We start from the raw sequence: 24,228 nt of genomic DNA, 5'->3' as shown, positions 1-24,228 counted from the left end.
TGCGGCCGGGTGCTACATTTTGGCCAGAACCAGCATCCCCGCCTTGGTCTTGTCGGCGTCACTGGAGCCCAGGCTGTTCATGAGCGACGACAGATCGGCCGTGGAATTGCTCACTTGCGCCTGCAACGTGCTGAGCACGGTCTGTAGCGCCGCAGCCTTGGTCCTTCGCTCCTCGGGGCTCAGGCTGGGGTCATTCAGCGCCTTCTGGATCTGCTCCATGGTTTCCTCGATCCTGCGCTGAAGTTCGCGAATCGCCTTGAGGATCTTCTGCACGGAACCAGGCAGGCCGCTCTGTTCGATATCAGCGTTTCTGGAAGACGATGACGCAGCCGCCTTGCCTTCTGCCGACAAATTGACCTGTACGGCCTTTGTCTCGCTTGCCGACGCCTCGGTAGTGATTTGCTCGGCGTTACTGTAGGTGGTCTGCGAGGTCGCAGTCCGTATCGTAATGCTGCTGATCAACGGGAGTGTCGTTGACATGACGAGGCATCCTGGCTTGGCTGAAGGAATACGTGGTTATCGGCAGGCAACCTGTAACCTTGACGACGCCGACAGATTTGCAGGCTGGCCCCGACAAGCACGGGTGAGTTACCCTTACGGCTTATGTGTGATTTCCCACAAGGAATTAAGTGATGTCCGAGCCAGTCAAGTCGCGCGCGCAAAACCAGGCTCACTGCAAGGATTGCAGTCTCGCGCCGTTGTGCCTGCCCCTTTCGTTGAATACCGAAGACATGGACTGCCTTGACCAGATCGTCAAACGCGGCCGCCCGCTGAAGAAAGGCGAATTTCTGTTTCGTCAGGGGGACACCTTCGAGTCGGTCTATGCGGTGCGTTCCGGGGCGTTGAAAACCTTCAATATCAGTGACAGCGGTGAAGAACAGCTCACCGGTTTTCACCTGCCCAGCGAACTGGTGGGCATGTCCGGCATGGACGCCGAGGCTTACCCAGTCTCGGCCCAGGCACTGGAAACCACGTCGGTCTGCGAAATCCCTTTCGAGCGTCTGGACGAGCTTTCCGCGAAACTGCCGCAACTGCGTCGGCAGTTGATGCGCGTCATGAGCCGTGAGATCCGTGACGATCAGCAAATGATGCTGCTGCTCTCGAAAAAGACCGCCGATGAGCGTATCGCCACGTTTCTGATCAACCTGTCTGCACGCTTCCGCGCCAGAGGCTTTTCGGCCAATCAGTTCCGCCTGAGTATGTCGCGCAACGAAATCGGCAATCACCTGGGTCTGGCAGTCGAGACCGTGTCCCGTGTCTTTACCCGGTTCCAGCAAAATCAGCTGATTTCTGCCGAGGGCAAAGAGATTCACATCCTCGCCCCCATCGAGCTGTGCGCACTGGCTGGCGGGTCGATGCAAAGCTGAAACGTGCGATCTTTGGCGGGTCGGCTTAAACTGTCGGCCAAAACTGCCATGGAATCCCCTGATGACTTTCGATCAATCGAACTTCAAATCCCTCATCCGCCCGGTCGTGGACTTCCCTAAGCCGGGCGTGGTCTTCCGCGATATCACACCGCTGTTCCAGTCGCCCAAGGCCACCCGTCAGGTGATTGACAGCTTCGTGCAGCGCTACATCGATGCCGAGTTCAGTCATATCGGCGTCATGGACGCGCGGGGTTTTCTGATCGGTTCGGTGGTCGCGTATCAATTGAACAAGCCGCTGGTGCTGTTCCGCAAACAAGGCAAACTGCCTGCCGATGTACTGTCCGAGGCGTATCAGACCGAATACGGCGAAGCGTATCTGGAAGTGCATGCCGACAGTCTGTGCGAAGGTGACTCGGTCATCATGTTCGATGACTTGATCGCGACCGGAGGCACGCTGATCGCCGCTGCCAATCTGATCCGCCGTATGGGTGCCGAAGTGTACGAGGCTGCTGCGATCATCGACCTGCCGGAACTGGGCGGCTCCCAGCGTCTTAACGACCTGAAGATCCCGACGTTCTGCCTGACCGAGTTTGCGCTAGACGAGCAGTAACGGCATAGGCATGAGAGTTACAGGTTCCGAACGGTCCAGCACTCACGGCTATCGTAAACGCGCTTTTTTATCGCGATGGCGCTGACGACGGAGCGTCACGAACTGCATTCCCACGCGGAGCATGGGAACGATAGCCATACGAACGAGAAACTAGCTCGCTGTATTACCGTGCAGTTTGGTCATCAGTTGCGCTTCGGCCTGGGTCAGGCCGCAGGACTGGGTCAGCTCGTCGATGCTGGCACCCATGCCGACCAGACGGGCGGCCTGGGCGAAGGATAGCGTGGAGGGATCGCGCTGCTCCAGAGCGGTGAGCTTGTCCGGCAACGGCGCAACGACGGCACGCAGCTCATGCAACGCTTCGCCCATGCGCACCGTGCCGTTCTGGTAGTTGTCCAGACGCCTGGCCAACTCCTTGATCCGCTGATCCCGCAAGGCAGCCGCCTCATCACGCTCGGCGTCGAGCTTGCGCTGACGCCTGGTATGGGCCAGGAACATAAACAGGGTCACTACCCAGAGAATGCCCAGAAAGACGACAGCTACCTCAAAGATCAATCAGATGTTCTCCAGATCGGACCACTCTTCTTCGGACATCATTTTGTCCAGTTCAACCAGAATCAACAGTTCGCCGTTCTTGTTGCAAACGCCCTGAATGAACTTGGCCGACTCGTCGTTACCGACGTTAGGCGCAGTTTCAACTTCCGACTGACGCAAGTAAACCACTTCCGCAACGCTGTCGACCAGAATACCGACCACTTGCTTGTCGGCTTCGATGATCACGATACGCGTGTTGTCGCTGACTTCAACCGGGTCCAGGCCAAAACGCTGACGGGTGTCGATCACGGTCACGACGTTACCGCGCAGGTTGATGATGCCCAGCACATAACTTGGCGCACCCGGCACCGGGGCGATTTCAGTGTAGCGCAGCACTTCCTGCACCTGCATTACGTTGATGCCGTAGGACTCGTTGTCCAGGCGGAACGTAACCCATTGCAGAATAGGATCTTCGGAACCTTGTGCAGACGACTTATTCATAACCCCAACCCCTCACGTGTGTTCTTTGCAGGTGACGCCACTGGCATCGACCCATGATTATTTCGACTTGTTCAACTGCTTGACCGCGCCACTGGCTATCAGCTCGGCCAACTCTGCTACATCCAGCAACGCGCACATATGCTCGATGACCGTACCCGCCAGCCATGGACGATGACCTCGCCGCGCGCGCCATTTGATCTCGTTCGGATCAAGACGCAACGAACGGCTGACCTGATGCACCGCCAGCCCCCACTCGTATCCCTGCACCGAAATCACATACTGCAATCCCTGGCGAAAATCGTCGCGGTAGCGATCAGGCATGATCCAGCGCGCGGTATCCAACACTTTCAGGTTGCCTGCCTGACACGGCAGGATCCCGAGAAACCAGTCCGGCTGACCGAACAGCGGCGTCAGCTCCTGCCCTGCCAGCGGATAAATCGACCCCAGGCACACCAGCGGCACCGCCAGTGTCAGACCGGCCACATCGAACAACAGGCATTCGAACGGCTCGGCAGCCCATGCCGGACGACCATCACTGGTCGGCGGTGGCGTCGGGGTACGCTGGGCTGCCAGCGTGCTCAACTCGGCGACCGGTTCCACCAGCGCAACAGTTGGCACTGCCTCTTCAACCTGAGCCTCTTCAACCTGCACCGCTTCGGCAACGATCACCGGAGCGACTTCAACCACTGGCGCAGGCGCCAGGACCTGCACCTTGACAGCCACCGGAGCCGGCGCGGCAACCGCGACCGCCAGCGGCTTGATCTGCGCCTGCATCCGCGCATCAAAGGCCTGCTCTTCGAGCACAGCCGCCTGAAATTCATCGATGCTGCTGACGGGCTCTTCGAGCACTTCAGTCGCGTCGTACAGCAGTGCGTCCAGGTAGGACTGCAAAGCCAGTTTGGGTCGTGTTGCTACTTCTACAGGGCGGTTCATACCGGGGCCCAACGAAAAATGGAGCATGTGCAGCCTGATACAGTTATCGGCCGCATTGAGGCATCACTTGAGCAAACAATGCAGAAAGAGTAGACGTTCACGTCAGGCCACCTGCGCATTGAGCTGCTCGGCGAGCATATGCTTGAGCAATGCCCGGTAAGCGATCACACCGCGACTCTTGCTGTCGTTCTGCGACGGCGTAAGCCCCAGACGGCTGGCATCGCGCAGTCGTGTATCGACCGGCACGTAGGCTTGCCAGACATGCTCGGGAAAGCTGTCGCGCAACAGTTTCAAGGTGCCCATCGATGCCTGGGTACGGCGGTCGAACAAGGTCGGCACGATGGTGTAAGGCAACGGCACCTTGCGCGAACGATTGATCATGGTCAGCGTATTGACCATGCGCTCCAGACCTTTCACGGCCAGAAACTCGGTCTGCACCGGAATCGCCAGTTGCTGGCTGGCCGCCAGTGCATTGACCATGAGAACGCCCAGCAGCGGCGGACTGTCGATCAACGCATAGTCAAAATCCTGCCACAACTGAGCCAGGCTTTTCGCGACAACCAGACCCAGGCCGCTCTGGCCGGGTGACTGGCGCTCCAGCGTGGCAAGCGCGGTGCTGGAGGGGATCAGCGAGATGCGTTTATCGCTGGTAGGCAGCAACAACTGGCCGGGAAGACCGTCCGGCACAGCACCTTTATGCAGAAACAGATCGAAAGCGCTGTGTTCCAGCTCGTCCGGGTTATGCCCGAAATAACTGGTCATGGAGCCGTGAGGGTCCAGATCGACCACAACCACGCGCTTACCTGAGTCGGCCAGCAAACCGGCCAGGGCAATGGTCGTGGTGGTCTTTCCGACTCCACCTTTCTGGTTGGCTACTGCCCAGACTCTCATTAATTGTTTTCCTTGCGTACAGCGACGACCATACCGATACGATGTTTAGGGGGCGGGTGACGGAGAATTGACGGCGTTCGCGCGTACCGGCGGCTTTGCTGGCACCGGTGCAGTTTGTGTGCCAGCACGCCGCAATGCAGCATCAGGCTGCACATTGGCCGATCCAGCGCTGGTCAGGCTGCGGCGAACGTCCAGATTGCGCGAGATAACCAGCACTACACGGCGGTTCTTGGCGCGTCCGGCCGTGCTGGTGTTGGGAACGATCGGCTGAAATTCACCATAGCCCACCGAAGCGAGTCGCGCCGGATTGACGCCGTCCATGGCCAACATGCGCACAATGCTGGCAGAACGTGCCGAAGACAGCTCCCAGTTGGTCGGGAATTGCGCAGTGCTGATCGGCTGGTCGTCGGTAAAGCCTTCGACATGGATCGGGTTGTCGAAGCGTTTGACGATTCCGGCGACCTTTTCGATGATGGTGAACGCCTTGTCGCTGGGCATCGCATCGCCGCTGCCGAAAAGCATGCTGGAGTTGAGCTCGATCTCGATCCACAGTTCGTTGCCACGCACCGTCATCTGATCGGACTTGATCAGGTCACCGAACGCATCGCGCACGTCCTGGGCAATGGTCTGCAACGGGTCATCGGACGCCTGACCTATACCGGCGTCAGTCTGCTCACTGTCCTTGACCAGCGGCTCGGCAGGCTTGACCGAGACCGGGCGCTGCTCACCGATGGGGATCGGCTTCATGGTGCGTTCAGTGTCGTTGAATACGCCGACCAATGCCTGGGACAGGATCTTGTACTTGCCTTCGTTGACCGAGGAAATCGAGTACATCACCACGAAAAACGCGAACAGCAAGGTAATGAAGTCGGCATACGACACCAGCCAGCGTTCGTGATTTTCATGTTCTTCGACCTGACGACGGCGAGCCATGCGTGGTTACTCCATGAAGCCTTGCAGCTTGAGTTCGATGGAGCGCGGGTTTTCACCCTCGGCGATGGACAAAAGACCTTCAAGCAACATTTCGCGGTAGCGCGCCTGACGGTGGGCAATGGCCTTGAGTTTGTTCGCCACTGGCAAAAGGATCAGGTTGGCCATGGCCACGCCGTAGATGGTGGCGACGAAGGCCACCGCAATACCGCTGCCCAACTGGCTGGGATCAGCCAGGTTGCCCATGACATGGATGAGGCCCATGACTGCGCCGATGATACCCACGGTCGGCGCGTAGCCGCCCATGCTTTCGAATACTTTCGCAGCCTGAATATCGCGGGTTTCCTGCGTGATGAAATCCACTTCAAGAATGCTGCGAATCGCGGCGGGTTCTGCACCGTCGACCAACAGTTGCAGGCCCTTGCGCGAATAACCGTCGGGCTCGGCATCGGCTACGGTTTCCAGACCCAGCAAGCCCTCTTTGCGAGCGGTCATGCTCCAGCCGATCACTCGATCGACACCGCCAGGCAGATCGATACGTGGCGGAAAAATGATCCAGTGGATGATTTTCATGGCACGCATGAACGCGTTCATCGGCGACTGCAACAGCGAAGCACCGAGTGTACCGCCCAACACGATCAGCGCCGCCGGACCATTGAGCAAGGCACCGAGGTGCCCGCCTTCGAGAAAATTACCACCAATGATTGCGACAAACGCCAGGATCAGACCGATAAGGCTCAGTACATCCATCAGAGACAGGCCTCTACCAGGTGCCGACCGATGTCGTCCAGACTGTAGATCGCATCCGCGAGTTCAGCCTTGACGATGGCCATCGGCATGCCATAAATCACGCAGCTCGCTTCATCCTGAGCCCACACGGTACTGCCAGCCTGCTTGAGCAAACGCGCGCCCTCGCGGCCATCGGCGCCCATGCCGGTCAAGACCACCGAAAGCACTTTATCGCCGTAGGACTTGGCGGCAGAGCCGAAGGTGATGTCGACGCAGGGCTTGTAATTGAGGCGCTCGTCGCCCGGCAGAATCTTCACCGTGCCGCGTCCGTCAACCATCATCTGCTTGCCACCCGGTGCCAGCAGCGCCAGACCAGGACGCAGCACGTCGCCGTCTTCCGCTTCCTTGACGCTGATCTTGCACAGCTTGTCGAGACGTTCGGCAAACGCCTTGGTAAACGCCGCAGGCATGTGCTGAATCAGCACCAGTGGTGCCGGAAAGTTGGCTGGCAGTTGGGTCAGTACGCGTTGCAGTGCGACCGGGCCGCCCGTTGACGTGCCGATGGCCACCAGTTTGTAGGCCTTGCGCTTGGCCGTGCCTGACGTCGTCGGGTGCGCCGGCGCATGATGGGCCGGGGCGGCCGAAGCGGCAGCGGGTGTTGCCGTGCGTGACGGCACCGCCCTGGCGGGTGCCGGGGCTGGCGCAGAAGCGCGGCTGGTCAACGTCGACGGAGCCGGTGCTGCCGGAGTTGCACTGGCTGAACCGAACCCGCTGGAACGACGATTGCTGCGTGAGATGCTGTTGATTTTCTCGCACAGCAGTTGCTTGACCTTCTGCGGGTTGCGCGAGATATCTTCGAAATTCTTGGGCAGAAAATCCACCGCACCGGCGTCAAGAGCATCCAGCGTCACGCGCGCACCTTCGTGCGTCAGCGACGAGAACATCAATACCGGGGTGGGGATACGCTGCATGATATGGCGAACTGCCGTAATGCCATCCATCATCGGCATTTCGTAGTCCATGGTGATGACATCCGGCTTGAGCGCCAGCGCCTGCTCAATCGCTTCCTTGCCGTTGGTGGCGGTGCCGACCACTACAATGTTGGGGTCCGAAGAAAGAATTTCCGTAACGCGGCGGCGGAAAAAACCGGAATCATCCACCACCAGGACCTTGACTGCCATAAACACTCCAATAGGTGCCGCAAGCAGCCAGGCTGCCCGCGACCCCGGGTTCAGATACGCCGTGCGGCGTAACGCTTGAGCATGCTGGGTACATCGAGAATCAAGGCGATGCGACCGTCACCGGTGATGGTGGCGCCCGACATACCCGGCGTACCTTGCAGCATCTTGCCCAGCGGTTTGATGACCACTTCTTCCTGACCGACCAGTTGATCGACGACAAAGCCGATGCGCTGAGTGCCGACCGTGAGGATTACCACGTGCCCTTCGCGCTGCTCCTCGTGAGCCGCCGAACTGACCAGCCAGCGCTTGAGGTAGAACAGCGGCAAGGCCTTGTCACGTACGATCACCACTTCCTGGCCATCAACCACGTTGGTAGTCGACAGGTTCAGGTGGAAGATTTCGTTGACGTTGACCAGCGGGAAAGCGAAAGCCTGGTTGCCCAGCATCACCATCAGGGTCGGCATGATCGCCAAGGTCAACGGCACCTTGATGACGATCTTCGAACCCTGGCCCTTGGTCGAGTAGATGTTGATCGAGCCGTTGAGCTGGGAGATCTTGGTCTTGACCACGTCCATGCCCACACCGCGACCCGACACATCGGAAATCTCGGTCTTGGTCGAGAAGCCCGGCGCGAAGATCAGGTTGTAGCAATCGGTGTCACTCAACCGATCGGCTGCATCCTTGTCCATGACGCCGCGCTTCACTGCAATGGAGCGCAGTACGTTAGGGTCCATGCCCTTACCGTCATCGGAAATCGACAGCAGGATATGGTCGCCTTCCTGCTCTGCCGAAAGAATCACACGACCGCCGCGGGACTTGCCCGTGGCTTCGCGCTCTTCCGGCGTTTCGATACCGTGGTCGACTGCGTTACGCACCAAGTGGACCAGTGGATCGGCAAGCGCCTCTACGAGGTTCTTGTCAAGGTCGGTCTCTTCACCGACCAGTTCCAGGTTGATCTCTTTCTTGAGCTGGCGAGCCAGGTCACGGACCAGACGCGGGAAGCGGCCGAAGACTTTCTTGATCGGCTGCATGCGGGTTTTCATCACCGCAGTCTGCAGATCGGCAGTCACCACATCCAGGTTGGAAACTGCCTTGGACATGGCTTCATCGCCGTTGTTGAGACCCAGGCGCACCAGACGGTTGCGCACCAGCACCAGCTCGCCGACCATGTTCATGATCTCGTCCAGTCGGGCGGTATCGACACGTACAGTGGTTTCGGCTTCTGTAGCCACCGGTTTTTCACCACTGGGTGCAGGAGCGCGCGCAGGGGCTGGAGCCGCAGCGGGTTTGGCCGGCTCGGCTTTCGCAGCAGGCGCCGGTGCAGGCTTGGCGACAGGAGGTGGCGGAGCAGCCGCTGCGGCCGGAGCAGGCGCCTTGGCAACGATCGCCTCAGGCTCGAACTTGCCCTTGCCATGCAATTCATCGAGCAGGCTTTCGAATTCGTGATCAGTGATTTCGTCCGAAGCAGCAGCGGGAGCCTTGGCCGCAACGGCTACAGGTGCAGCAGCTACCGGAGCCGCTACGGCGCCATCAAACGAGCCTTTGCCGTGCAGTTGATCGAGCAACGCTTCGAATTCGTCGTCGGTGATTTCATCACCGGCAGGCGCTGCACTGCCCTGCGCCACAGGTGCACGTGCCGGAGCAGGAGCAGGAGCAGCGTCAGCCGCAAACTTGCCTTTGCCATGCAACTGATCAAGCAGGGATTCGAATTCCTGATCGGTGATTTCATCACCCGCCGGCGCAGCCGCAACCGCTGCAGGCGCCGTTGCTGGCGCTGCAGATACCGGGCTTGAGCCGTGCAGCGAATCGAGCAACTGCTCGAATTCATCATCGGTAATCTCGTCGCCAGCGGCTGGCTCCGCAACGGCAGCAGCAGCCTGGACTTCAACCACCGGCTCAGGTTCAGGAGCCGCTACTTCATCGGCGGATTGTGGCTCGGCCAGACGCGCCAGCGCGGCCAGCAGTTCTGGCGTCGCCGGAGTTACGTCAGTCCGTTCACGTACCTGACCGAACATGCTGTTGACGGTGTCCAGTGCTTCCAGGACCACGTCCATCAATTCGGAATCGACGCGACGTTCACCCTTACGCAGGATGTCGAACACGTTTTCGGCGATGTGGCAGCACTCCACCAGCTCATGGAGCTGGAGGAAGCCGGCGCCCCCTTTTACAGTGTGAAAACCGCGAAAAATTGCATTGAGCAGATCAGCATCATCCGGTCGGCTTTCCAGCTCGACCAATTGCTCTGACAACTGCTCCAGAATTTCGCCGGCCTCTACCAGAAAATCCTGAAGGATTTCTTCATCGGCGCCGAAGCTCATGGGGTGCTCCCTAAAATTAACCGTCAACAGACCTTAGAAGCCGAGGCTCGATAGCAGATCGTCTACATCATCCTGTCCGGATACGACGTCTTCACGTTTATCGGCATGAATCTGCGGACCTTCACCCTGAGCGAGATGTTTTTTAGGATCTTTTTCATCGAGGATGGATTGTTCGTCATGTTCGATGCCTGCAAAGCGATCGACATGACTGGCCATGAGCACCAGTTTGAGCAGATTGCTCTCGACTTCAGTGACCAGTTGCGTCACTCGCTTGATAACCTGACCGGTAAGGTCCTGGTAATCCTGGGCGAGCAGAATGTCGTTGAGATGCGCGGAAACCTGATGGGTTTCCTTCTCGGTACGCGTCAGAAAACCATCGACCCGCTTGGCCAGCTCGCGGAACTCTTCGGCACCGATTTCGCGGCGCATGAAACGTCCCCAGTCTTCGCTCAACGCCTTGGCGTCGGAACTCAGGCCGTTCATGACCGGCGTACTCTCCTCCACCAGGTCCATAGTGCGGTTGGCCGCATTCTCGGTCAGCCTCACCACATACGACAGGCGCTCGGTAGCATCCGTGATCTGCGACACTTCCTCGGCTTGAGGCATGTGCGGATCGATGTGAAAGTTTACGATTGCACTGTGCAGCTCACGAGTCAGCTTGCCCACTTCCTGATAAAGGCCGCGGTCGCGTGTCTGGTTGAGTTCGTGAATCAGTTGCACAGCGTCACCGAAACGACCCTTTTCAAGGCTGGTGACAAGTTCCTGCGCGTGTCTCTTTAAGGTCGACTCAAAGTCGGCCATCGAATCATTGTTATCCATAGCGCCCTCGCGGCTTGCATCAGCTATTGACGCGTTCAAAGATCTTGTCGATCTTGTCTTTCAGGGCTTGGGCAGTGAATGGCTTGACTACATAGCCGTTCACCCCAGCCTGGGCAGCTTCAATGATCTGCTCACGCTTGGCTTCGGCAGTGACCATCAGCACGGGAAGGCTCTTGAGGCGTTCGTCCTTGCGGACTTCGCGCAGCAGATCGATACCGGACATGCCAGGCATGTTCCAGTCCGTCACCAGAAAGTCAAAGGCACCGCTCTGCAGCATCGGCAATGCGGTCAGACCATCATCCGCTTCCGATGTGTTGGTAAACCCCAGATCACGCAAAAGGTTCTTGATGATCCGCCGCATCGTTGAGAAGTCATCAACGATGAGGATTTTCATGTTCTTGTCCAATTCGACCTCCAAGCAGTCTTTAACGCGTTCAGCACCTGAACACGCTGTTCACTCAATACTGGCACAGCACACCTCCGGCTGTACGAAACGACGACGGGCTTGGCACAACAACAGGCAAGGACCTGAGAAACAAGCCCATCAAGGCAATGCCTGACACGCTTCTGACGAGTCCATCCTGTTACCACGTAACGCTCTGCACAGCCGGCTTGCAGCCAACGTGCGGCCAAGGACCGCACATTGCCTGTCAACGCGCTCGCCACTCCCCCAAACGCCCTCGCAAACGAGCTGCGCACTGGCTGTGTAACTGACTGACCCGAGATTCGCTGACCCCAAGAACCTCTCCGATTTCCTTGAGGTTCAGCTCTTCGTCGTAGTACAGCGCCAACACCAGACGCTCGCGCTCTGGCAGATTGGCAATTGCATCGGCCAACGCAGCCTGGAAGCGCTCGTCTTCCAGGTCGCGCGACGGCTCAAGCGATCCGCTTGCGCCATCCTCGTGCAGCCCTTCATGATCGCCGTCCTGCAGCAGGTCGTCGAAACTGAAGAGGCGGCTGCCCAAGGTGTCATTCAAAATCCCGTAGTAATCATCGAGACTCAACTGGAGTTCGGCCGCAACCTCGTGATCTTTAGCGTCACGGCCGGTTTTAGCTTCAATTGACCGAATTGCGTCGCTGACCATGCGCGTATTGCGGTGTACCGAGCGTGGCGCCCAGTCACCCTTGCGCACTTCATCGAGCATCGCACCACGGATGCGAATGCCAGCATAGGTCTCGAAACTCGCACCCTTGGTGGAATCATACTTGGTGGAGACTTCAAGCAGGCCGATCATGCCGGCCTGGATCAGATCCTCGACCTGCACGCTGGCCGGCAAGCGCGCCAGCAGATGATAAGCGATACGCTTGACCAATGGCGCATAGCGCTCGATCAACTCGTACTGTGAATTACGGGAAGTCTTGCTGTACATCTGGTAGCCGCTCGCAGTCATTGCACAGGCCCTGCACTGGTCTGGTGAACGAGTCGCTCAACGAAGAACTCGAGATGACCCCGCGGATTGGCTGGCAACGGCCAGGTATCAACCTTCTGGGCAATGGCCTTGAAGGCCAGTGCACATTTGGAACGCGGGAATGCTTCGTAAACAGCGCGCTGTTTCTGTACCGCCTTGCGTACGCACTCGTCGTACGGCACGGCACCTACATACTGCAGTGCAACATCGAGAAAACGATCCGTCACTTTGGTCAGTTTGGCAAACAGGTTGCGCCCTTCCTGCGGGCTCTGTGCCATGTTGGCCAGCACCCGGAAGCGGTTCATGCCGTAATCGCGGTTGAGCAGTTTGATCAGGGCGTAGGCATCGGTGATCGACGTGGGCTCATCGCACACCACCAGCAGCACTTCCTGAGCGGCGCGCACGAAGCTGACCACCGACTCACCGATACCGGCGGCTGTGTCGATCACCAGCACATCGAGGTTGTCGCCAATCTCACTGAACGCCTGGATCAAGCCCGCATGCTGGGCGGGCGACAGATGCACCATGCTCTGGGTGCCGGAAGCGGCGGGTACGATTCGAACCCCGCCCGGCCCCTGCAACAGCACGTCGCGCAACTCACAACGCCCCTCCATGACATCGGCAAGCGTGCGTTTGGGCGTCAACCCAAGCAGCACGTCGACATTGGCCAGACCCAGATCGGCGTCCAGCAGCATGACGCGACGGCCAAGCTCGGCAAGGGCCAGTGAAAGGTTCACTGACACGTTAGTCTTACCGACGCCACCTTTGCCACCGGTCACCGCGATAACCTGTACGGGATGCATGCTGCCCATGTTATTTCTTTACCTTGTCTTGCGTAGACCGAAACCACATCGAGGGCTGCACGTTCGCAAATGAACACTGCATGGCAGACCGTTGACGCAGGGACATTCCAATAATATCCATCACTTAACCCACTCTCTTGCCAGGGGTGTGATAGAGGTCAGCAAACATATCAGCCATTGCTTCTTCGCTAGGCTCGTCCTGCATCTGCACACTCACAGCGCGGCTTACCAACTGATGACGACGCGGAGTATGCAGGTCATCAGGAATACGTGGTCCGTCCGTGAGGTAGGCCACAGGTAGTTCGTGACTGATCGCCAGGCTCAGGACTTCACCAAGGCTGGCAGTTTCATCAAGCTTGGTCAGAATGCATCCGGCCAGGCCACAACGTTTGTAACTGTGATACGCGGCTGTCAGCACCTGCTTCTGGCTGGTGGTTGCCAGTACCAGATAGTTGCGCGACTTGATGCCGCGACCCGCGAGGCTTTCCAGCTGCATGCGCAGCGCAGGATCACTGGCCTGCAGGCCGGCGGTGTCAATCAGTACCACGCGCTTGCGCAACAGCGGTTCCAGCGCCTGAACCAGAGACTGGCCAGGATCGATATGGGTGACCGGTACGTTGAGGATGCGCCCAAGGGTCTTGAGCTGCTCTTGCGCGCCGATACGGAAACTGTCCATGCTGACCAGTGCGATATTCTGCGGGCCGTACTTCAGCACGTAACGTGCTGCCAGTTTGGCCAGGGTGGTGGTCTTGCCCATTCCGGCAGGACCGACCATTGCAATCACGCCGCCCTCTTCGAGCGGCTCGACTTCGGGTACGGCGATCATGCGGGCCAGGTGCGCCAGCAGCATGCGCCAGGCCTGACGAGGCTCGTCAATCTCCGGAATCATCGACAGCAGGTCGCGTGACAGCGGGCCGGACAGGCCGACACGTTGCAGGCGACGCCAAAGGTTGGCCTGCTGCGGACGACTGCCCTGCAGCTGGTTCCAGGCCAGCGAGCCGAGCTGGACTTCCAGCAACTCACGCAGGCCGTTCAATTCGGAGCGCATCGAGTCATAGGCGCGCTGGCCAATGGCAGGCTCGGCGGCCTGTGCCGGTGCGTACGCGAATGGACGCGGCGGCTCTTCGAGCGTCGGCTCAATGTGCGTATCGGCAGGGTTGGCCGGCTTGCCGGAAAAAAGCTGCAGGTTGATCGATGCGTCGCTGTCGCTGCGGTTGTTCAATTCGGCCTGGGCGGAGACGATGCGCGACTGAGTCTTGCGCAGCTCGTCTTCCAGTTCCATGTTCGGCACACGCGGTGCCAGGGCGGACAGCTTGTAATCCAGAGCAGCAGTCAGCTCTACGCCACCGGCAATGCGCCGGTTACCGATGATGGCCGCTTCAGCGCCCAGCTCATCGCGAACCAGCTTCATGGCTTGACGCATATCGGCGGCGAAAAATCGCTTAACTTGCATGACTCACTACCTCAGCCGTTTGGCCCGACAGTCGCTACGATGGTTACTTGCTTGTTGTCCGGAATTTCCTGGTACGCCAGAACATGCATGTTCGGTACAGCCAATCGTCCAAATCGTGACAGCATCGCCCGGACAGGCCCTGCTACCAGAAGAATTACCGGCAACCCTTGCATCTCCTGACGCTGGGCGGCCTCGATCAACGAACGCTGGAGCTTCTCAGCCATGCTTGGCTCAAGAAGAACGCCTTCTTCCTGACCCTGACCAGCCTTCTGCAAACTATTGAGCAATATCTGTTCCAACCTTGGTTCCAGAGTGATAACAGGCAGCTCCGGCTCAACGCCTACAATGCTTTGGACGATTGCGCGACTCAGACCCACGCGCACCGCGGCCACCAAAGCGGCGGTATCTTGACTCTTCCCGGCGTTGTTGGCGATAGCCTCTGCAATGCTGCGAATATCCCGGACAGGTACGTGTTCAGCCAGCAGCGCTTGCAGCACGTTGAGCAGCGAGGACAGCGACAGCACGCCAGGTACCAGCTCTTCAGCCAGCTTGGGCGAGCTTTTGGCCAGCAATTGCATCAATTGCTGGACTTCCTCGTGGCCGATCAGCTCATGCGAATGCTTGTAGAGAATCTGGTTCAAGTGAGTCGCCACTACAGTACTGGCATCGACCACCGTGTACCCCAGCGACTGAGCCTGACTGCGCTGGCTTATTTCGATCCACACGGCTTCCAGACCAAACGCCGGATCTCTGGCGGTGATGCCGTTAAGGGTGCCGAACACTTGACCGGGGTTGATCGCCAGCTCGCGATCCGGGTAGATCTCGGCCTCGGCCAGAATCACGCCCATCAGTGTCAGACGATAGGCGCTTGGCGCCAGATCAAGGTTGTCGCGAATGTGCACGGTGGGCATCAGAAAACCGAGCTCTTGCGAGAGCTTCTTGCGCACGCCCTTGATACGCGCCAGCAACTGACCACCCTGATTGCGATCCACCAGCGGAATCAGGCGGTAACCTACTTCCAGGCCGATGATATCGATGGGCGTGACGTCATCCCAGCCCAGCTCCTTGGAGTCTTGAACGCGGGTCGGTGACGGCAGCAGGTCCTGTTGACGCTGCACTTCGGCCAGCGCCTCGACCTTCACCTGGTTGTCTTTCTTCCACAGCAGGTAAGCACCACCTGCGGCCACCAGGCCAAGACCGATGAAGGAGAAGTGCGGCATGCCTGGCACCAGACCCATCACGATCATGATGGCGGCAGATACAGCCAGCGCCTTGGGCGAGGCAAACATCTGGCGATTGATCAGCTTGCCCATCTCTTCAGAACCGGAAGCACGGGTCACCATGATCGCGGCAGCGGTGGACAGCAGCAGTGATGGCAATTGCGCCACCAAACCGTCACCGATGGTCAACAGGGTGTAAACGCGACCCGCATCGGCGAAGGTCATGTTGTGCTGAAAGATACCGACCAGCATGCCGCCTATCAGGTTGATGAACAGAATCAGCAGGCCGGCAATCGCGTCACCGCGTACAAACTTGCTGGCACCGTCCATGGACCCGTAGAACTCGGCTTCCTGGGCCACTTCGGCACGACGGCGCTTGGCTTCCGGCTGGTCGATAAGACCGGCGTTGAGATCGGCGTCGATCGCCATCTGTTTGCCGGGCATCGCGTCGAGGGTGAAGCGCGCGCTCACCTCGGAAATACGGCCGGCACCCTTGGTGATAACCACGAAGTTGATGATCATCAGAATCGCGAACACCACGATACCGACGACGTAGTTGCCACCGATCACCACTTCACCGAAGGCCTGAATCACCTTGCCCGCCGCGGCGTGGCCGTCCTGGCCGTGAAGCATCACCACCCGGGTGGAAGCCACGTTCAGCGCCAGACGCAGCAACGTGGCGACCAGCAGAATGGTCGGAAACACAGAAAAATCCAGCGGCCGCAGGGCGTATACGCAGACCAGCAGCACGACGATGGACAGTGCAATGTTGAACGTGAAAAGTACGTCCAGCAGGAACGGCGGCATGGGCAACATCATCATTGCCAGCATGATCAGCAACAACAACGGAACGCCCAACTGACCACGGCCCAGGCCTGTGATGTTGCTGCGTGCGCTACTGAGTAATTGAGAGCGATCCACTGATTCGTTACCTGCGCACTAGATCAAAACATTGACGCCGATGGCGCCCTGTATCGACCCTGTTGCAAAAAGCTGTCCAACTTTTACAAAGCCAGCGGCGGTAAGGTTTTAGAGACACAAGCCAGGTTAAACCGGAGCGCGGACCGCCCGGAACGGCATGCCCACGCGGAGCATGGGCAAGATGGTGGTCTGCCGGCAACGAAGGGAGAGCGGGCTACGCGTCGCGCTGCAGGTCGGGAGGAATCCTGATGTCGCCCAGAGGGTCGGGGCGCTTGCCCTGACCGGCGCGGAACTGGCGGATCTGGTAGACGTAGGCCAGCACCTGTGCGACCGCCAGATACAGGCCGGCGGGGATTTCCTGGTCAAGCTCGGTGCTGTAGTAGATAGAACGCGCCAGTGCCGCAGACTCCAGAATCAGGATCTCGTTATGCGCGCCGATTTCGCGAATTTTCAGTGCCACCAGGTCAGTACCCTTGGCCAGCAGCATCGGCGCCCCGCCCTGTTCGGGATCGTATTTCAGGGCGACGGCAAAGTGTGTCGGGTTGGTAATGATCACGTCGGCCTCGGGGACGGAGGCCATCATGCGTCGCTGGGACATTTCACGCTGCAGCTGACGAATGCGCTGCTTGACCTCCGGGCTGCCCTCGCTGTTCTTGTGCTCGTCGCGCACTTCCTGCTTGGTCATCAGTAGCTTCTTGTGCGCCTCATACAACACAAACGGCACATCCGCCGCCGCGATAAATATCAGGCCACACGCCATCCAGAAACTGCTCCAGCCCACCACCATCAGGCTATGGATCATGGCCTGCTCGAGCGGCTCGTGAGCAATCGCAACCAGGTCCTTGCGCTCGTTGTTAAGAACCACCAGCGCCACGGCCAGGATGATCAGAAATTTTCCGAAGGACTTGAGCAATTCAACCAGCGCATGCGGCGAGAACATGCGCTTTAGCCCCGCTGCCGGGTTCATCCGGCTGAACTTGGGCATCAACGATTTGGTTGCGAACAGCCAGCCGCCGAGCATGATCGGCCCCACCAATGCAGCGACCAGCATGGCGATCAGAAACGGCAGGACCACGATCAGCGCATGCATCCCGGAACTGAGCAGCGCCTTGCCCATGTAGGACTGATCCATCAGGGTTTCACGGGATATCGTGAAATTGTCGCGCATCAGCTCGGACATCATCAGGGCGATATCGGAGCCGAACACCAGTAAACCGCCCGCCCCCATCAGCATCACCACCAGCGTGGTCAGTTCCTTGGAGCGCGCGATCTGGCCGTCAGCCCGTGAGTCCTTGACCTTTTTTTCCGTGGGGTCTTCTGTTTTGTCCTGGCCATTCTCGTTTTCTGCCATTCAACGAGCCCTCACCATGTCGCGCAACGCCTGCAAGGCCTGCGTAGCGATCGGCTGATACTGATTGAGAATGTCGCCCATCGTCATCCACAGAATGACCATGCCCATGACCAGCGTAAGCGGGAAGCCGATGGAAAAGATGTTGAGTTGCGGCGCGGCGCGGGTCATGACCCCGAAAGCGATGTTAATGATCAGCAGCGCGGTAATCGCAGGCAACACCAGTCGCATGCCCGAAGCCAGTACCCAGCCCAACCCGTTGGCCAGCTCCCAGAAGTTATTGACCAGCAAACCACTGCCGACCGGCATCGTGGTAAAGCTCTCGACGAGAATCTCCAGCACCACCAGATGGCCGTTCATGGCCAGGAACAACAGGGTGACCAGCATCGTGAAGAATTGGCCGATGGTCGCGGAGGAAACACCGTTGGTAGGGTCGACCATCGACGCAAAGCCCATCCCCATCTGCGTCGAGATGATCTGCCCCGCAACCACGAAGATATGGAAGAACAACTGTAGCGACAGGCCCATCCCGGCGCCGATGATGATCTGCTCACCGATCAGCAACAACGCGCTCAGGTCGAGCGCCTGCACGGGCGGCATGGCAGGTAGCGCAGGCGCGACCACCACGGTAATCGCCACGGCGAGGTACATGCGTACGCGACGCGGGACCAGCGTGGTGCCGATGATCGGCATGGTCATCAGCAACGCGATGATGCGAAATAGCGGCAGCATGAAACTCGCTACCCAGGTACTGATCTGGGTATCGGTCAGCGCAAGCATCGGCTGCATGCAGTGCTAGCCGATCAGTGTCGGAATACTGGTGTACAACGACAGCATGTATTCCATGAATATTTTCAACAGCCACGGGCCGATGACGATGAGGGTGATGAGCATCACCAGCAGGCGCGGCAGGAAGCTCAAGGTCTGTTCGTTGATCTGCGTGGCGGCCTGAAACATGGCCACCAGCAGACCGCACAACAGACTTGGCACTACAAGAATCGCGACCAGCACAGTAGTCAGCCACAGGGCCTCGCGGAACAGATCGACGGCTACTTCCGGCGTCATCGGGCAGACTCCTCAGTAAAACGGCTCATACGCCACCAAAACTGCCAGCCAGGGTGCCGACAATCAGCGCCCAGCCGTCCACCAGCACAAACAACATGATCTTGAACGGCAGAGAAATGATCAGCGGCGACAGCATCATCATACCCATCGCCATCAGCACACTGGCCACCACCATATCGATGATCAGAAACGGAATGAAGATCATGAAACCGATCTGAAACGCCGTCTTGAGTTCCGAAATCACGAACGCCGGAACCAGAATGGTCAATGGCGCGGCATCCGGGGTCGGGATGTCGGTACGCTTGGACAAGCGCATGAACAGCTCGAGGTCACTGGTGCGCGTCTGGGCCAGCATGAAGTCCTTGATCGGCACCTGCGCCTTGGCCACCGCATCCTGCGCCGAAAGCTTCTCGGCCAGATAAGGCTGCAAGGCATCCTGATTCACCCGGTCGAAGACCGGCGCCATGATGAACATGGTCAGAAACAACGCCATGCCGGTGAGGATCTGGTTCGACGGCGTCTGCTGCAGGCCGAGGGCCTGACGCAGAATCGAGAAGACAATGATGATTCGCGTGAAGCTGGTCATCAACATGACGAACGCCGGAATGAAGCTCAGCGCGGTCATGATCAGCAGAATCTGCAGACTGACCGAATACTCCTGCTGACCATCGGCACCGTTGGACAGCGTGATCGCCTGGATCGACAGTGGATCGGCCGCCAACGCAGCAGGCGTCACCATGACCAGCAACAGCAGTATCAGGAAACGCAAAGCGCCCATTACTTCTTGTCCTTATCCTTGCCCATCAGCTCCATCAGGCGCTGAGCGAATTCAGGGGTAGCCTGCTCGCGCACCGGCACCTGTACGGGCTCCTTGAGCACATGCAGAGGCGTGATTCGCCCGGGCGTAATGCCCAGCAGCACTTGTTCATTACCGATCTGCACAAGCACCAGCCGATCACGCGGGCCCAGTGCGCGCGAACTCACCAGCTCGATCACCTGATTGCTGTTCGGCCCGACGCGCTGCACCCGGCGCATCAGCCAGGCGAGCACGAAAATCAGACCAATCACCAGAATCAGACCGAACAGCAATTGCACCACCTGCCCGCCCATGCCGCCGGAGACCGTGTTGGCCACTTGCGCAGGTGCCGCCTGAGCGGCGGGTTCGGCAGCCCAGGCCAGCGATGGCAGGGTCAGCAAAACACTCAGCCAGCGCCTCACTTAGCGCAGCTTCTTGATGCGTTCGCTCGGGCTGATCACGTCGGTCAGACGGATGCCGAACTTTTCGTTGACCACCACCACTTCGCCATGCGCGATCAGTGTGCCGTTGACCAGCACATCCAGGGGTTCGCCTGCCAGACGATCCAGCTCGATCACCGAGCCCTGGTTGAGCTGCAACAGGTTACGAATGTTGATGTCGGTGCTGCCTACTTCCATGGAAATCGACACCGGAATGTCTAGAATCACATCCAGGTTGGGACCATCCAGAGAAACCGGACCGGTGCTTTTCGGCACGCTGCCGAACTCCTCCATAGCCATCCGGCTACCCGAATTGCCGGCGTCCGCAGCCAGCAACGCATCAATATCAGCCTGACTGTCGCCAGCTTCGCCCAATGCAGCAGCCCATTCATCGGCCAATGCCTGGTCTTCAGCAGACGTCATATCGTTTTCATCAGCCATCGGTTGTCCTCTGCACGCAGTATTTCAGTTACGCAACAATTTCCGACGCAGACCTGAAAGGTCAGCGTCGCGCTATAGGTTCGATTACTTGCAGGGCCATCTTGCCCTTGTGCGAGCCAAGCTTGACCTTGAATGAAGGTACGCCATTGGCACGCATGACCAGCGAGTCGCTCAGTTCCACCGGGATGACATCGCCAGGGCGCATGTGCAGGATGTCCCGCAACGGCAACTGGCGCTGGGCGATGGTCGTGGTGAGCGGCACGTTGACATCCAGCACGTCTTCCTTGAGCGCGTTGACCCAGCGCTCGTCCTGATCGTCCAGATCGGACTGGAAACCGGCGTCGAGCATTTCGCGGATCGGCTCGATCATCGAGTACGGCATGGTCACGTGCAAGTCGCCGCCACCGCCATCGAGTTCGATGTGGAAGGTGGAGATCACTACAGCCTCGCTCGGCCCGACAATGTTGGCCATGGCCGGGTTAACTTCCGAGTTGATGTACTCGAAATTCACTTCCATGATCGCCTGCCAGGCCTCTTTGAGGTCGACAAACGCCTGATCCAGCACCATGCGTACGACACGCAGTTCGGTCGGCGTGAACTCACGGCCTTCGATCTTGGCGTGACGACCGTCACCGCCGAAAAAGTTATCCACCAGCTTGAACACCAGCTTGGCGTCGAGAATGAACAGCGCGGTGCCTCGCAGCGGCTTGATCTTGGCCAGGTTGAGGCTGGTCGGCACGTACAGGGAATGCACGTACTCACCGAACTTCATGACCTGAACACCGCCCACTGCCACGTCCGCCGAGCGGCGCAGCAGGTTGAACATGCTGATACGCGTGTAGCGAGCGAATCGCTCGTTGATCATTTCCAGCGTCGGCATGCGTCCGCGGACGATCCGGTCCTGGCTGGTCAGGTCGTAACTTTTGACACTGCCAGGCTCGCTGTTGTTGTCAGTCTGGACCATCCCATCGTCGACGCCATGCAGCAGCGCATCGATCTCGTCCTGGGAGAGCAGGTCTTGCACGGCCATGTGAGAGTCCTACTGCAATACGAAGTTAGTGAAGAGCAGCTGTTCTATCACAGTCTTGCCGAGTTCTTTCTGTGCGACTTCCTGAATACTGGCGGTCGCTTTCTGACGCAGCATTTCCTGGCCGATCGGCGAAGCCAGCGATTCGAAGGGAATGGCTGCAAACAGCATGACCAGATTATTGCGGATCAATGGCATGTGTACCTTCAGCGCTTCCATGTCGGCTGCATTTCGACCCAGCATGGTGATGCTCACCTGCATGTAGCGTTGGCGGCCATTGGCGTTGAAGTTGACCACGAAGGCCGGGGTCATCGGCTCGAACACCGCCACGGGCTTGACGTTCGCTGCCGCTGCGGCCGCCGCTGGGTCTACCTTGCTTTCGCTCTTGTGCATGAGGAACCAGGTCGCGCCCACCGACAAGCCTACCGCCAGCAGCAACGCCACGACGGCAATGATAATGAGCTTGAGCTTGCCTTTACCTTTGCCTGTGGTCGCGGGGTCTTTAACTTCTTCGCTCTGCGCCATGCCAATAATCCGTCACTATTCAAGAGGTTCTTCAATACGTGACAGAGGCAGAGCAAGTGTTATGCCAGAGTTGTACGAAACGGGGATGTATTGGACACAAACGGTTACGCGCCTGGGCGCGAGGGCATGGTGACTCTTGTACAGCCGTTGAAGGCGCGGCCCCTGATGACTATCGTTCCTCACGCTCCGCGTAGGAATGCAGTTCGTGACGCTCTGCGTCACACGGCGGTTTTTCTTTGTCAGGTGGATTGAGGTTCGGCTCAGGTCACCTTTTCGCCCCTCGGCGAGTCACTTTGATGGGGCCAAAGTGACCAAAGCCCCTGGCTCCGTTTCCGGCCCGACTTCGTCGGGTTCCTTCGCCCTGTCACTGATCCGGGGGTCGCCGGAGCAGCGCCAGGACTCAGCCGTCACTTACGTCGCACTCTGCGTCGTCTGTACCATCGCGTTCAAAAAGCACTTCTGCGCCAACACGTTCAGGCAGTGCATGACGTCGCGTCGCGGTTGCCATGTGGCGCAGGAGCCTCACGCGTAATAATCGATCTCACTGGTGCCGATCACTCGTGCCGCTGGCTGGCTGACAGGGATGGCCGCATCGACGCCTGCGATTTCATCCGAGCTATCGCCAGAGCTCCTGCCCCCACCCCGACCGCTGCGCTGGGCGCGACTGGCCTGCTCTTGAGCCTGTTGCTGGGCCTGCTGTTGCGACTGATCGGAGACATTCACGTCGACGTTGCCAAGCCCCTGCTGCACGAACGACTCACGCAACTTCGACATTTGGCTTTCCAGCGCATCACGGACACCCAGGTGCGCGCTCATGAAGGTCACTTGGGTCTGCTGCTCAGGCGCCATGTTGATCCGGATATCCAGACGGCCGAGTTCGGCAGGCTCAAGCTTGATATCCGCGGTCTTGAGGTTCTGGCTCGACAGGTACATGACGCGGTCGACGATGCCTTCGGTCCAGCCACTTTGATGCATGGCCAACGGCTGGTTCATCAAGGGCGCAGCCGGTGCCGCCGCTGCACGTACGGGTTGCGCGGCCTGGCTGAGCGCAGCGAGGCGATCGGCAAAGTTGTCGACGCGCGTGTCACCGGCGGCGCCTTTTACATCCTTCAGCCCCTCACCGATCAAACCGCTGAACGACTTGTCGCTGCTTTCAGTGCTGCTGCCTTCGGACGGAAGCTGCTCGCTCAAGACCGACAGGTTATTGACGATATTTTGATTGGGGTCAGCTTCAGCATTGCTCGGCGTCGCCTTGTTGGCAGCCTGGGCATTCTGCGCAGCCAGTTGGGTTTTGGCAGTGGCGTTTTCCAGCGCCAACTGCACGGCATCCAGACCATCAAGCGGATCGGCGTCTGGGTTGAAGGCGTCTTCAACCACGGCCGGCGGTGCCGCCTGAGTGGTGGTGGTGAGCGCCGAGACCACTGGAGCAGTGACGACTTCCGAACTGGGTGGCACCTTGGCTACAGGGGCCCCGGGAGCCTGTGCGACCATTGCCTGCAATGCCGGATCAAGGGCCGGATCGACGACCGCCTGGCCCTCAGTCAACGCCGGATCGGCAGAGGCCTGTGCATCATCCTGTTTAGCATCAGAATGCCCCGCGTCATCATCTGCAGCAGCCGGCTTGGCTGGCAAATCATTGCCGCTATCGGCAACGCTCGACTTGTCGGCGGCATTTGCCTGATCACTTGCAGGCTTGTCCTTGCCGGCGGCGACCTTGTCCTTGTCAGGCGCGGTCTTGTCGCGAGCTGGCTTTACTGGCGCATCTTCCCGCGCAGGGGCAGTGTCTTTGGCCTGCTTTGCATAGACATTGGAAAAGCTGGAGGCCCCGTCCTTGCTGCTGTCAGCAGACTTGACCGCATTATTGGCCACACCGGACCTGGCGGTCACAGAGGTTGTGGCCTGAAGAAGCGCATTGGTAGCAAGGGGCATTTCGGTCTCCGCATCAGCTGCTGGTTATCGCCTTACCGGAG

General features: G+C 58.9%; 26 protein-coding genes. 2 read left to right on the top strand and 24 right to left on the bottom strand.

Annotation, left to right across the window (positions count from 1 at the left end; translation table 11 throughout):
• Positions 1 to 12: 12 nt before the first annotated feature.
• The gene (locus JOE29_RS07925; RefSeq protein ID WP_024662695.1) at positions 13 to 480 is read right to left on the bottom strand and encodes a hypothetical protein; all 468 of its coding nucleotides are present in this window, start codon (positions 478 to 480) and stop codon (positions 13 to 15) included.
• A gap of 152 nt (positions 481 to 632) precedes the next feature.
• Here JOE29_RS07925 and fnr point away from each other — a divergent pair, with 152 nt between their 5' ends.
• Both fnr and JOE29_RS07915 read left to right on the top strand, forming a co-directional pair.
• Positions 633 to 1,367, top strand: coding sequence for a fumarate/nitrate reduction transcriptional regulator Fnr (gene fnr / locus JOE29_RS07920; protein ID WP_003316840.1), 735 nt, complete (start codon positions 633 to 635; stop codon positions 1,365 to 1,367).
• 61 nt (positions 1,368 to 1,428) lie between these two features.
• Entirely contained in the window at positions 1,429 to 1,977 is a 549-nt protein-coding gene (locus JOE29_RS07915; RefSeq protein WP_003316839.1) for an adenine phosphoribosyltransferase, read from the top strand.
• 150 nt (positions 1,978 to 2,127) lie between these two features.
• On the opposite strand, the gene JOE29_RS07910 is transcribed toward JOE29_RS07915, so the two are convergent.
• The 23 genes from JOE29_RS07910 to JOE29_RS07800 all read right to left on the bottom strand — a co-directional run bounded on the left by JOE29_RS07910 (position 2,128) and on the right by JOE29_RS07800 (position 24,187).
• Complete coding sequence (locus tag JOE29_RS07910; protein ID WP_003316837.1) at positions 2,128 to 2,529, bottom strand: DUF2802 domain-containing protein; 402 nt, start codon at positions 2,527 to 2,529, stop codon at positions 2,128 to 2,130.
• Positions 2,530 to 3,009: a chemotaxis protein CheW gene (locus JOE29_RS07905; RefSeq protein WP_003343961.1), complete on the bottom strand. Its 480-nt coding sequence runs from the start codon at positions 3,007 to 3,009 to the stop codon at positions 2,530 to 2,532.
• Between the two features lie 57 nt (positions 3,010 to 3,066).
• Complete coding sequence (locus JOE29_RS07900) at positions 3,067 to 3,969, bottom strand: CheW domain-containing protein (RefSeq protein WP_210079294.1); 903 nt, start codon at positions 3,967 to 3,969, stop codon at positions 3,067 to 3,069.
• A 75-nt stretch (positions 3,970 to 4,044) separates the two neighbouring features.
• Positions 4,045 to 4,833: a ParA family protein gene (locus tag JOE29_RS07895; RefSeq protein WP_003316833.1), complete on the bottom strand. Its 789-nt coding sequence runs from the start codon at positions 4,831 to 4,833 to the stop codon at positions 4,045 to 4,047.
• A gap of 45 nt (positions 4,834 to 4,878) precedes the next feature.
• Positions 4,879 to 5,766, bottom strand: coding sequence for a flagellar motor protein MotD (gene motD / locus JOE29_RS07890; RefSeq protein WP_003316832.1), 888 nt, complete (start codon positions 5,764 to 5,766; stop codon positions 4,879 to 4,881).
• 6 nt (positions 5,767 to 5,772) lie between these two features.
• A complete protein-coding gene (locus JOE29_RS07885) occupies positions 5,773 to 6,513 on the bottom strand; it encodes a flagellar motor protein (protein WP_003412383.1) in 741 nt (246 codons plus the stop codon).
• On the bottom strand, positions 6,513 to 7,673 hold the full coding sequence (locus JOE29_RS07880; protein WP_003391381.1) for a chemotaxis response regulator protein-glutamate methylesterase: 1,161 nt from the start codon (positions 7,671 to 7,673) through the stop codon (positions 6,513 to 6,515). The genes JOE29_RS07885 and JOE29_RS07880 overlap by 1 nt, the downstream gene beginning before the upstream one ends.
• Before the next feature lie 50 nt (positions 7,674 to 7,723).
• Complete coding sequence (locus tag JOE29_RS07875; RefSeq protein WP_210079292.1) at positions 7,724 to 9,991, bottom strand: chemotaxis protein CheA; 2,268 nt, start codon at positions 9,989 to 9,991, stop codon at positions 7,724 to 7,726.
• A gap of 33 nt (positions 9,992 to 10,024) precedes the next feature.
• A complete protein-coding gene (locus JOE29_RS07870) occupies positions 10,025 to 10,810 on the bottom strand; it encodes a protein phosphatase CheZ (RefSeq protein ID WP_096114069.1) in 786 nt (261 codons plus the stop codon).
• A gap of 19 nt (positions 10,811 to 10,829) precedes the next feature.
• Entirely contained in the window at positions 10,830 to 11,204 is a 375-nt protein-coding gene (locus tag JOE29_RS07865; protein ID WP_161420660.1) for a chemotaxis response regulator CheY, read from the bottom strand.
• Positions 11,205 to 11,460: 256 nt separating this feature from the next.
• Positions 11,461 to 12,201 (bottom strand): RNA polymerase sigma factor FliA, encoded by a 741-nt coding sequence (fliA, locus tag JOE29_RS07860; RefSeq protein ID WP_003316826.1) that lies wholly within the window; start codon positions 12,199 to 12,201, stop codon positions 11,461 to 11,463.
• Positions 12,198 to 13,031, bottom strand: a complete 834-nt coding sequence (gene fleN / locus JOE29_RS07855; protein ID WP_003343974.1) for a flagellar synthesis regulator FleN — start codon at positions 13,029 to 13,031, stop codon at positions 12,198 to 12,200. The genes fliA and fleN overlap by 4 nt, the downstream gene beginning before the upstream one ends.
• Before the next feature lie 115 nt (positions 13,032 to 13,146).
• Positions 13,147 to 14,475 carry a flagellar biosynthesis protein FlhF gene (gene flhF / locus JOE29_RS07850; RefSeq protein WP_003422173.1) on the bottom strand — a complete coding sequence of 443 codons (1,329 nt, stop codon included), beginning with the start codon at positions 14,473 to 14,475 and terminating at the stop codon, positions 13,147 to 13,149.
• An 11-nt stretch (positions 14,476 to 14,486) separates the two neighbouring features.
• Entirely contained in the window at positions 14,487 to 16,616 is a 2,130-nt protein-coding gene (gene flhA, locus JOE29_RS07845) for a flagellar biosynthesis protein FlhA (RefSeq protein ID WP_003343980.1), read from the bottom strand.
• Positions 16,617 to 16,830: 214 nt separating this feature from the next.
• Positions 16,831 to 17,967, bottom strand: coding sequence for a flagellar biosynthesis protein FlhB (gene flhB, locus JOE29_RS07840; RefSeq protein WP_016568592.1), 1,137 nt, complete (start codon positions 17,965 to 17,967; stop codon positions 16,831 to 16,833).
• Positions 17,968 to 18,753: a flagellar biosynthetic protein FliR gene (gene fliR, locus JOE29_RS07835; RefSeq protein WP_032620940.1), complete on the bottom strand. Its 786-nt coding sequence runs from the start codon at positions 18,751 to 18,753 to the stop codon at positions 17,968 to 17,970. It lies immediately after the preceding gene.
• Positions 18,754 to 18,759: 6 nt separating this feature from the next.
• Positions 18,760 to 19,029 carry a flagellar biosynthetic protein FliQ gene (locus JOE29_RS07830; protein WP_003321783.1) on the bottom strand — a complete coding sequence of 90 codons (270 nt, stop codon included), beginning with the start codon at positions 19,027 to 19,029 and terminating at the stop codon, positions 18,760 to 18,762.
• A 25-nt stretch (positions 19,030 to 19,054) separates the two neighbouring features.
• The gene (gene fliP / locus JOE29_RS07825; RefSeq protein WP_003412403.1) at positions 19,055 to 19,807 is read right to left on the bottom strand and encodes a flagellar type III secretion system pore protein FliP; all 753 of its coding nucleotides are present in this window, start codon (positions 19,805 to 19,807) and stop codon (positions 19,055 to 19,057) included.
• Complete coding sequence (gene fliO, locus JOE29_RS07820) at positions 19,807 to 20,247, bottom strand: flagellar biosynthetic protein FliO (protein ID WP_003343990.1); 441 nt, start codon at positions 20,245 to 20,247, stop codon at positions 19,807 to 19,809. The genes fliP and fliO overlap by 1 nt, the downstream gene beginning before the upstream one ends.
• Positions 20,248 to 20,706: a flagellar motor switch protein FliN gene (gene fliN / locus JOE29_RS07815; protein ID WP_003316817.1), complete on the bottom strand. Its 459-nt coding sequence runs from the start codon at positions 20,704 to 20,706 to the stop codon at positions 20,248 to 20,250.
• A gap of 61 nt (positions 20,707 to 20,767) precedes the next feature.
• The gene (gene fliM, locus JOE29_RS07810) at positions 20,768 to 21,736 is read right to left on the bottom strand and encodes a flagellar motor switch protein FliM (RefSeq protein WP_003422170.1); all 969 of its coding nucleotides are present in this window, start codon (positions 21,734 to 21,736) and stop codon (positions 20,768 to 20,770) included.
• Positions 21,737 to 21,745: 9 nt separating this feature from the next.
• A complete protein-coding gene (gene fliL / locus JOE29_RS07805; RefSeq protein WP_003343996.1) occupies positions 21,746 to 22,258 on the bottom strand; it encodes a flagellar basal body-associated protein FliL in 513 nt (170 codons plus the stop codon).
• Between the two features lie 522 nt (positions 22,259 to 22,780).
• A complete protein-coding gene (locus tag JOE29_RS07800) occupies positions 22,781 to 24,187 on the bottom strand; it encodes a flagellar hook-length control protein FliK (RefSeq protein WP_058444806.1) in 1,407 nt (468 codons plus the stop codon).
• Positions 24,188 to 24,228: the final 41 nt, after the last annotated feature.

The organism is Pseudomonas sp. PvP009, assembly GCF_017832995.1.
Taxonomy (GTDB): Bacteria; Pseudomonadota; Gammaproteobacteria; order Pseudomonadales; family Pseudomonadaceae; genus Aquipseudomonas; species Aquipseudomonas syringae.
Note: the sequence above shows the minus strand (reverse complement) of the source record. Positions and strands in the feature narration are given on the sequence as shown.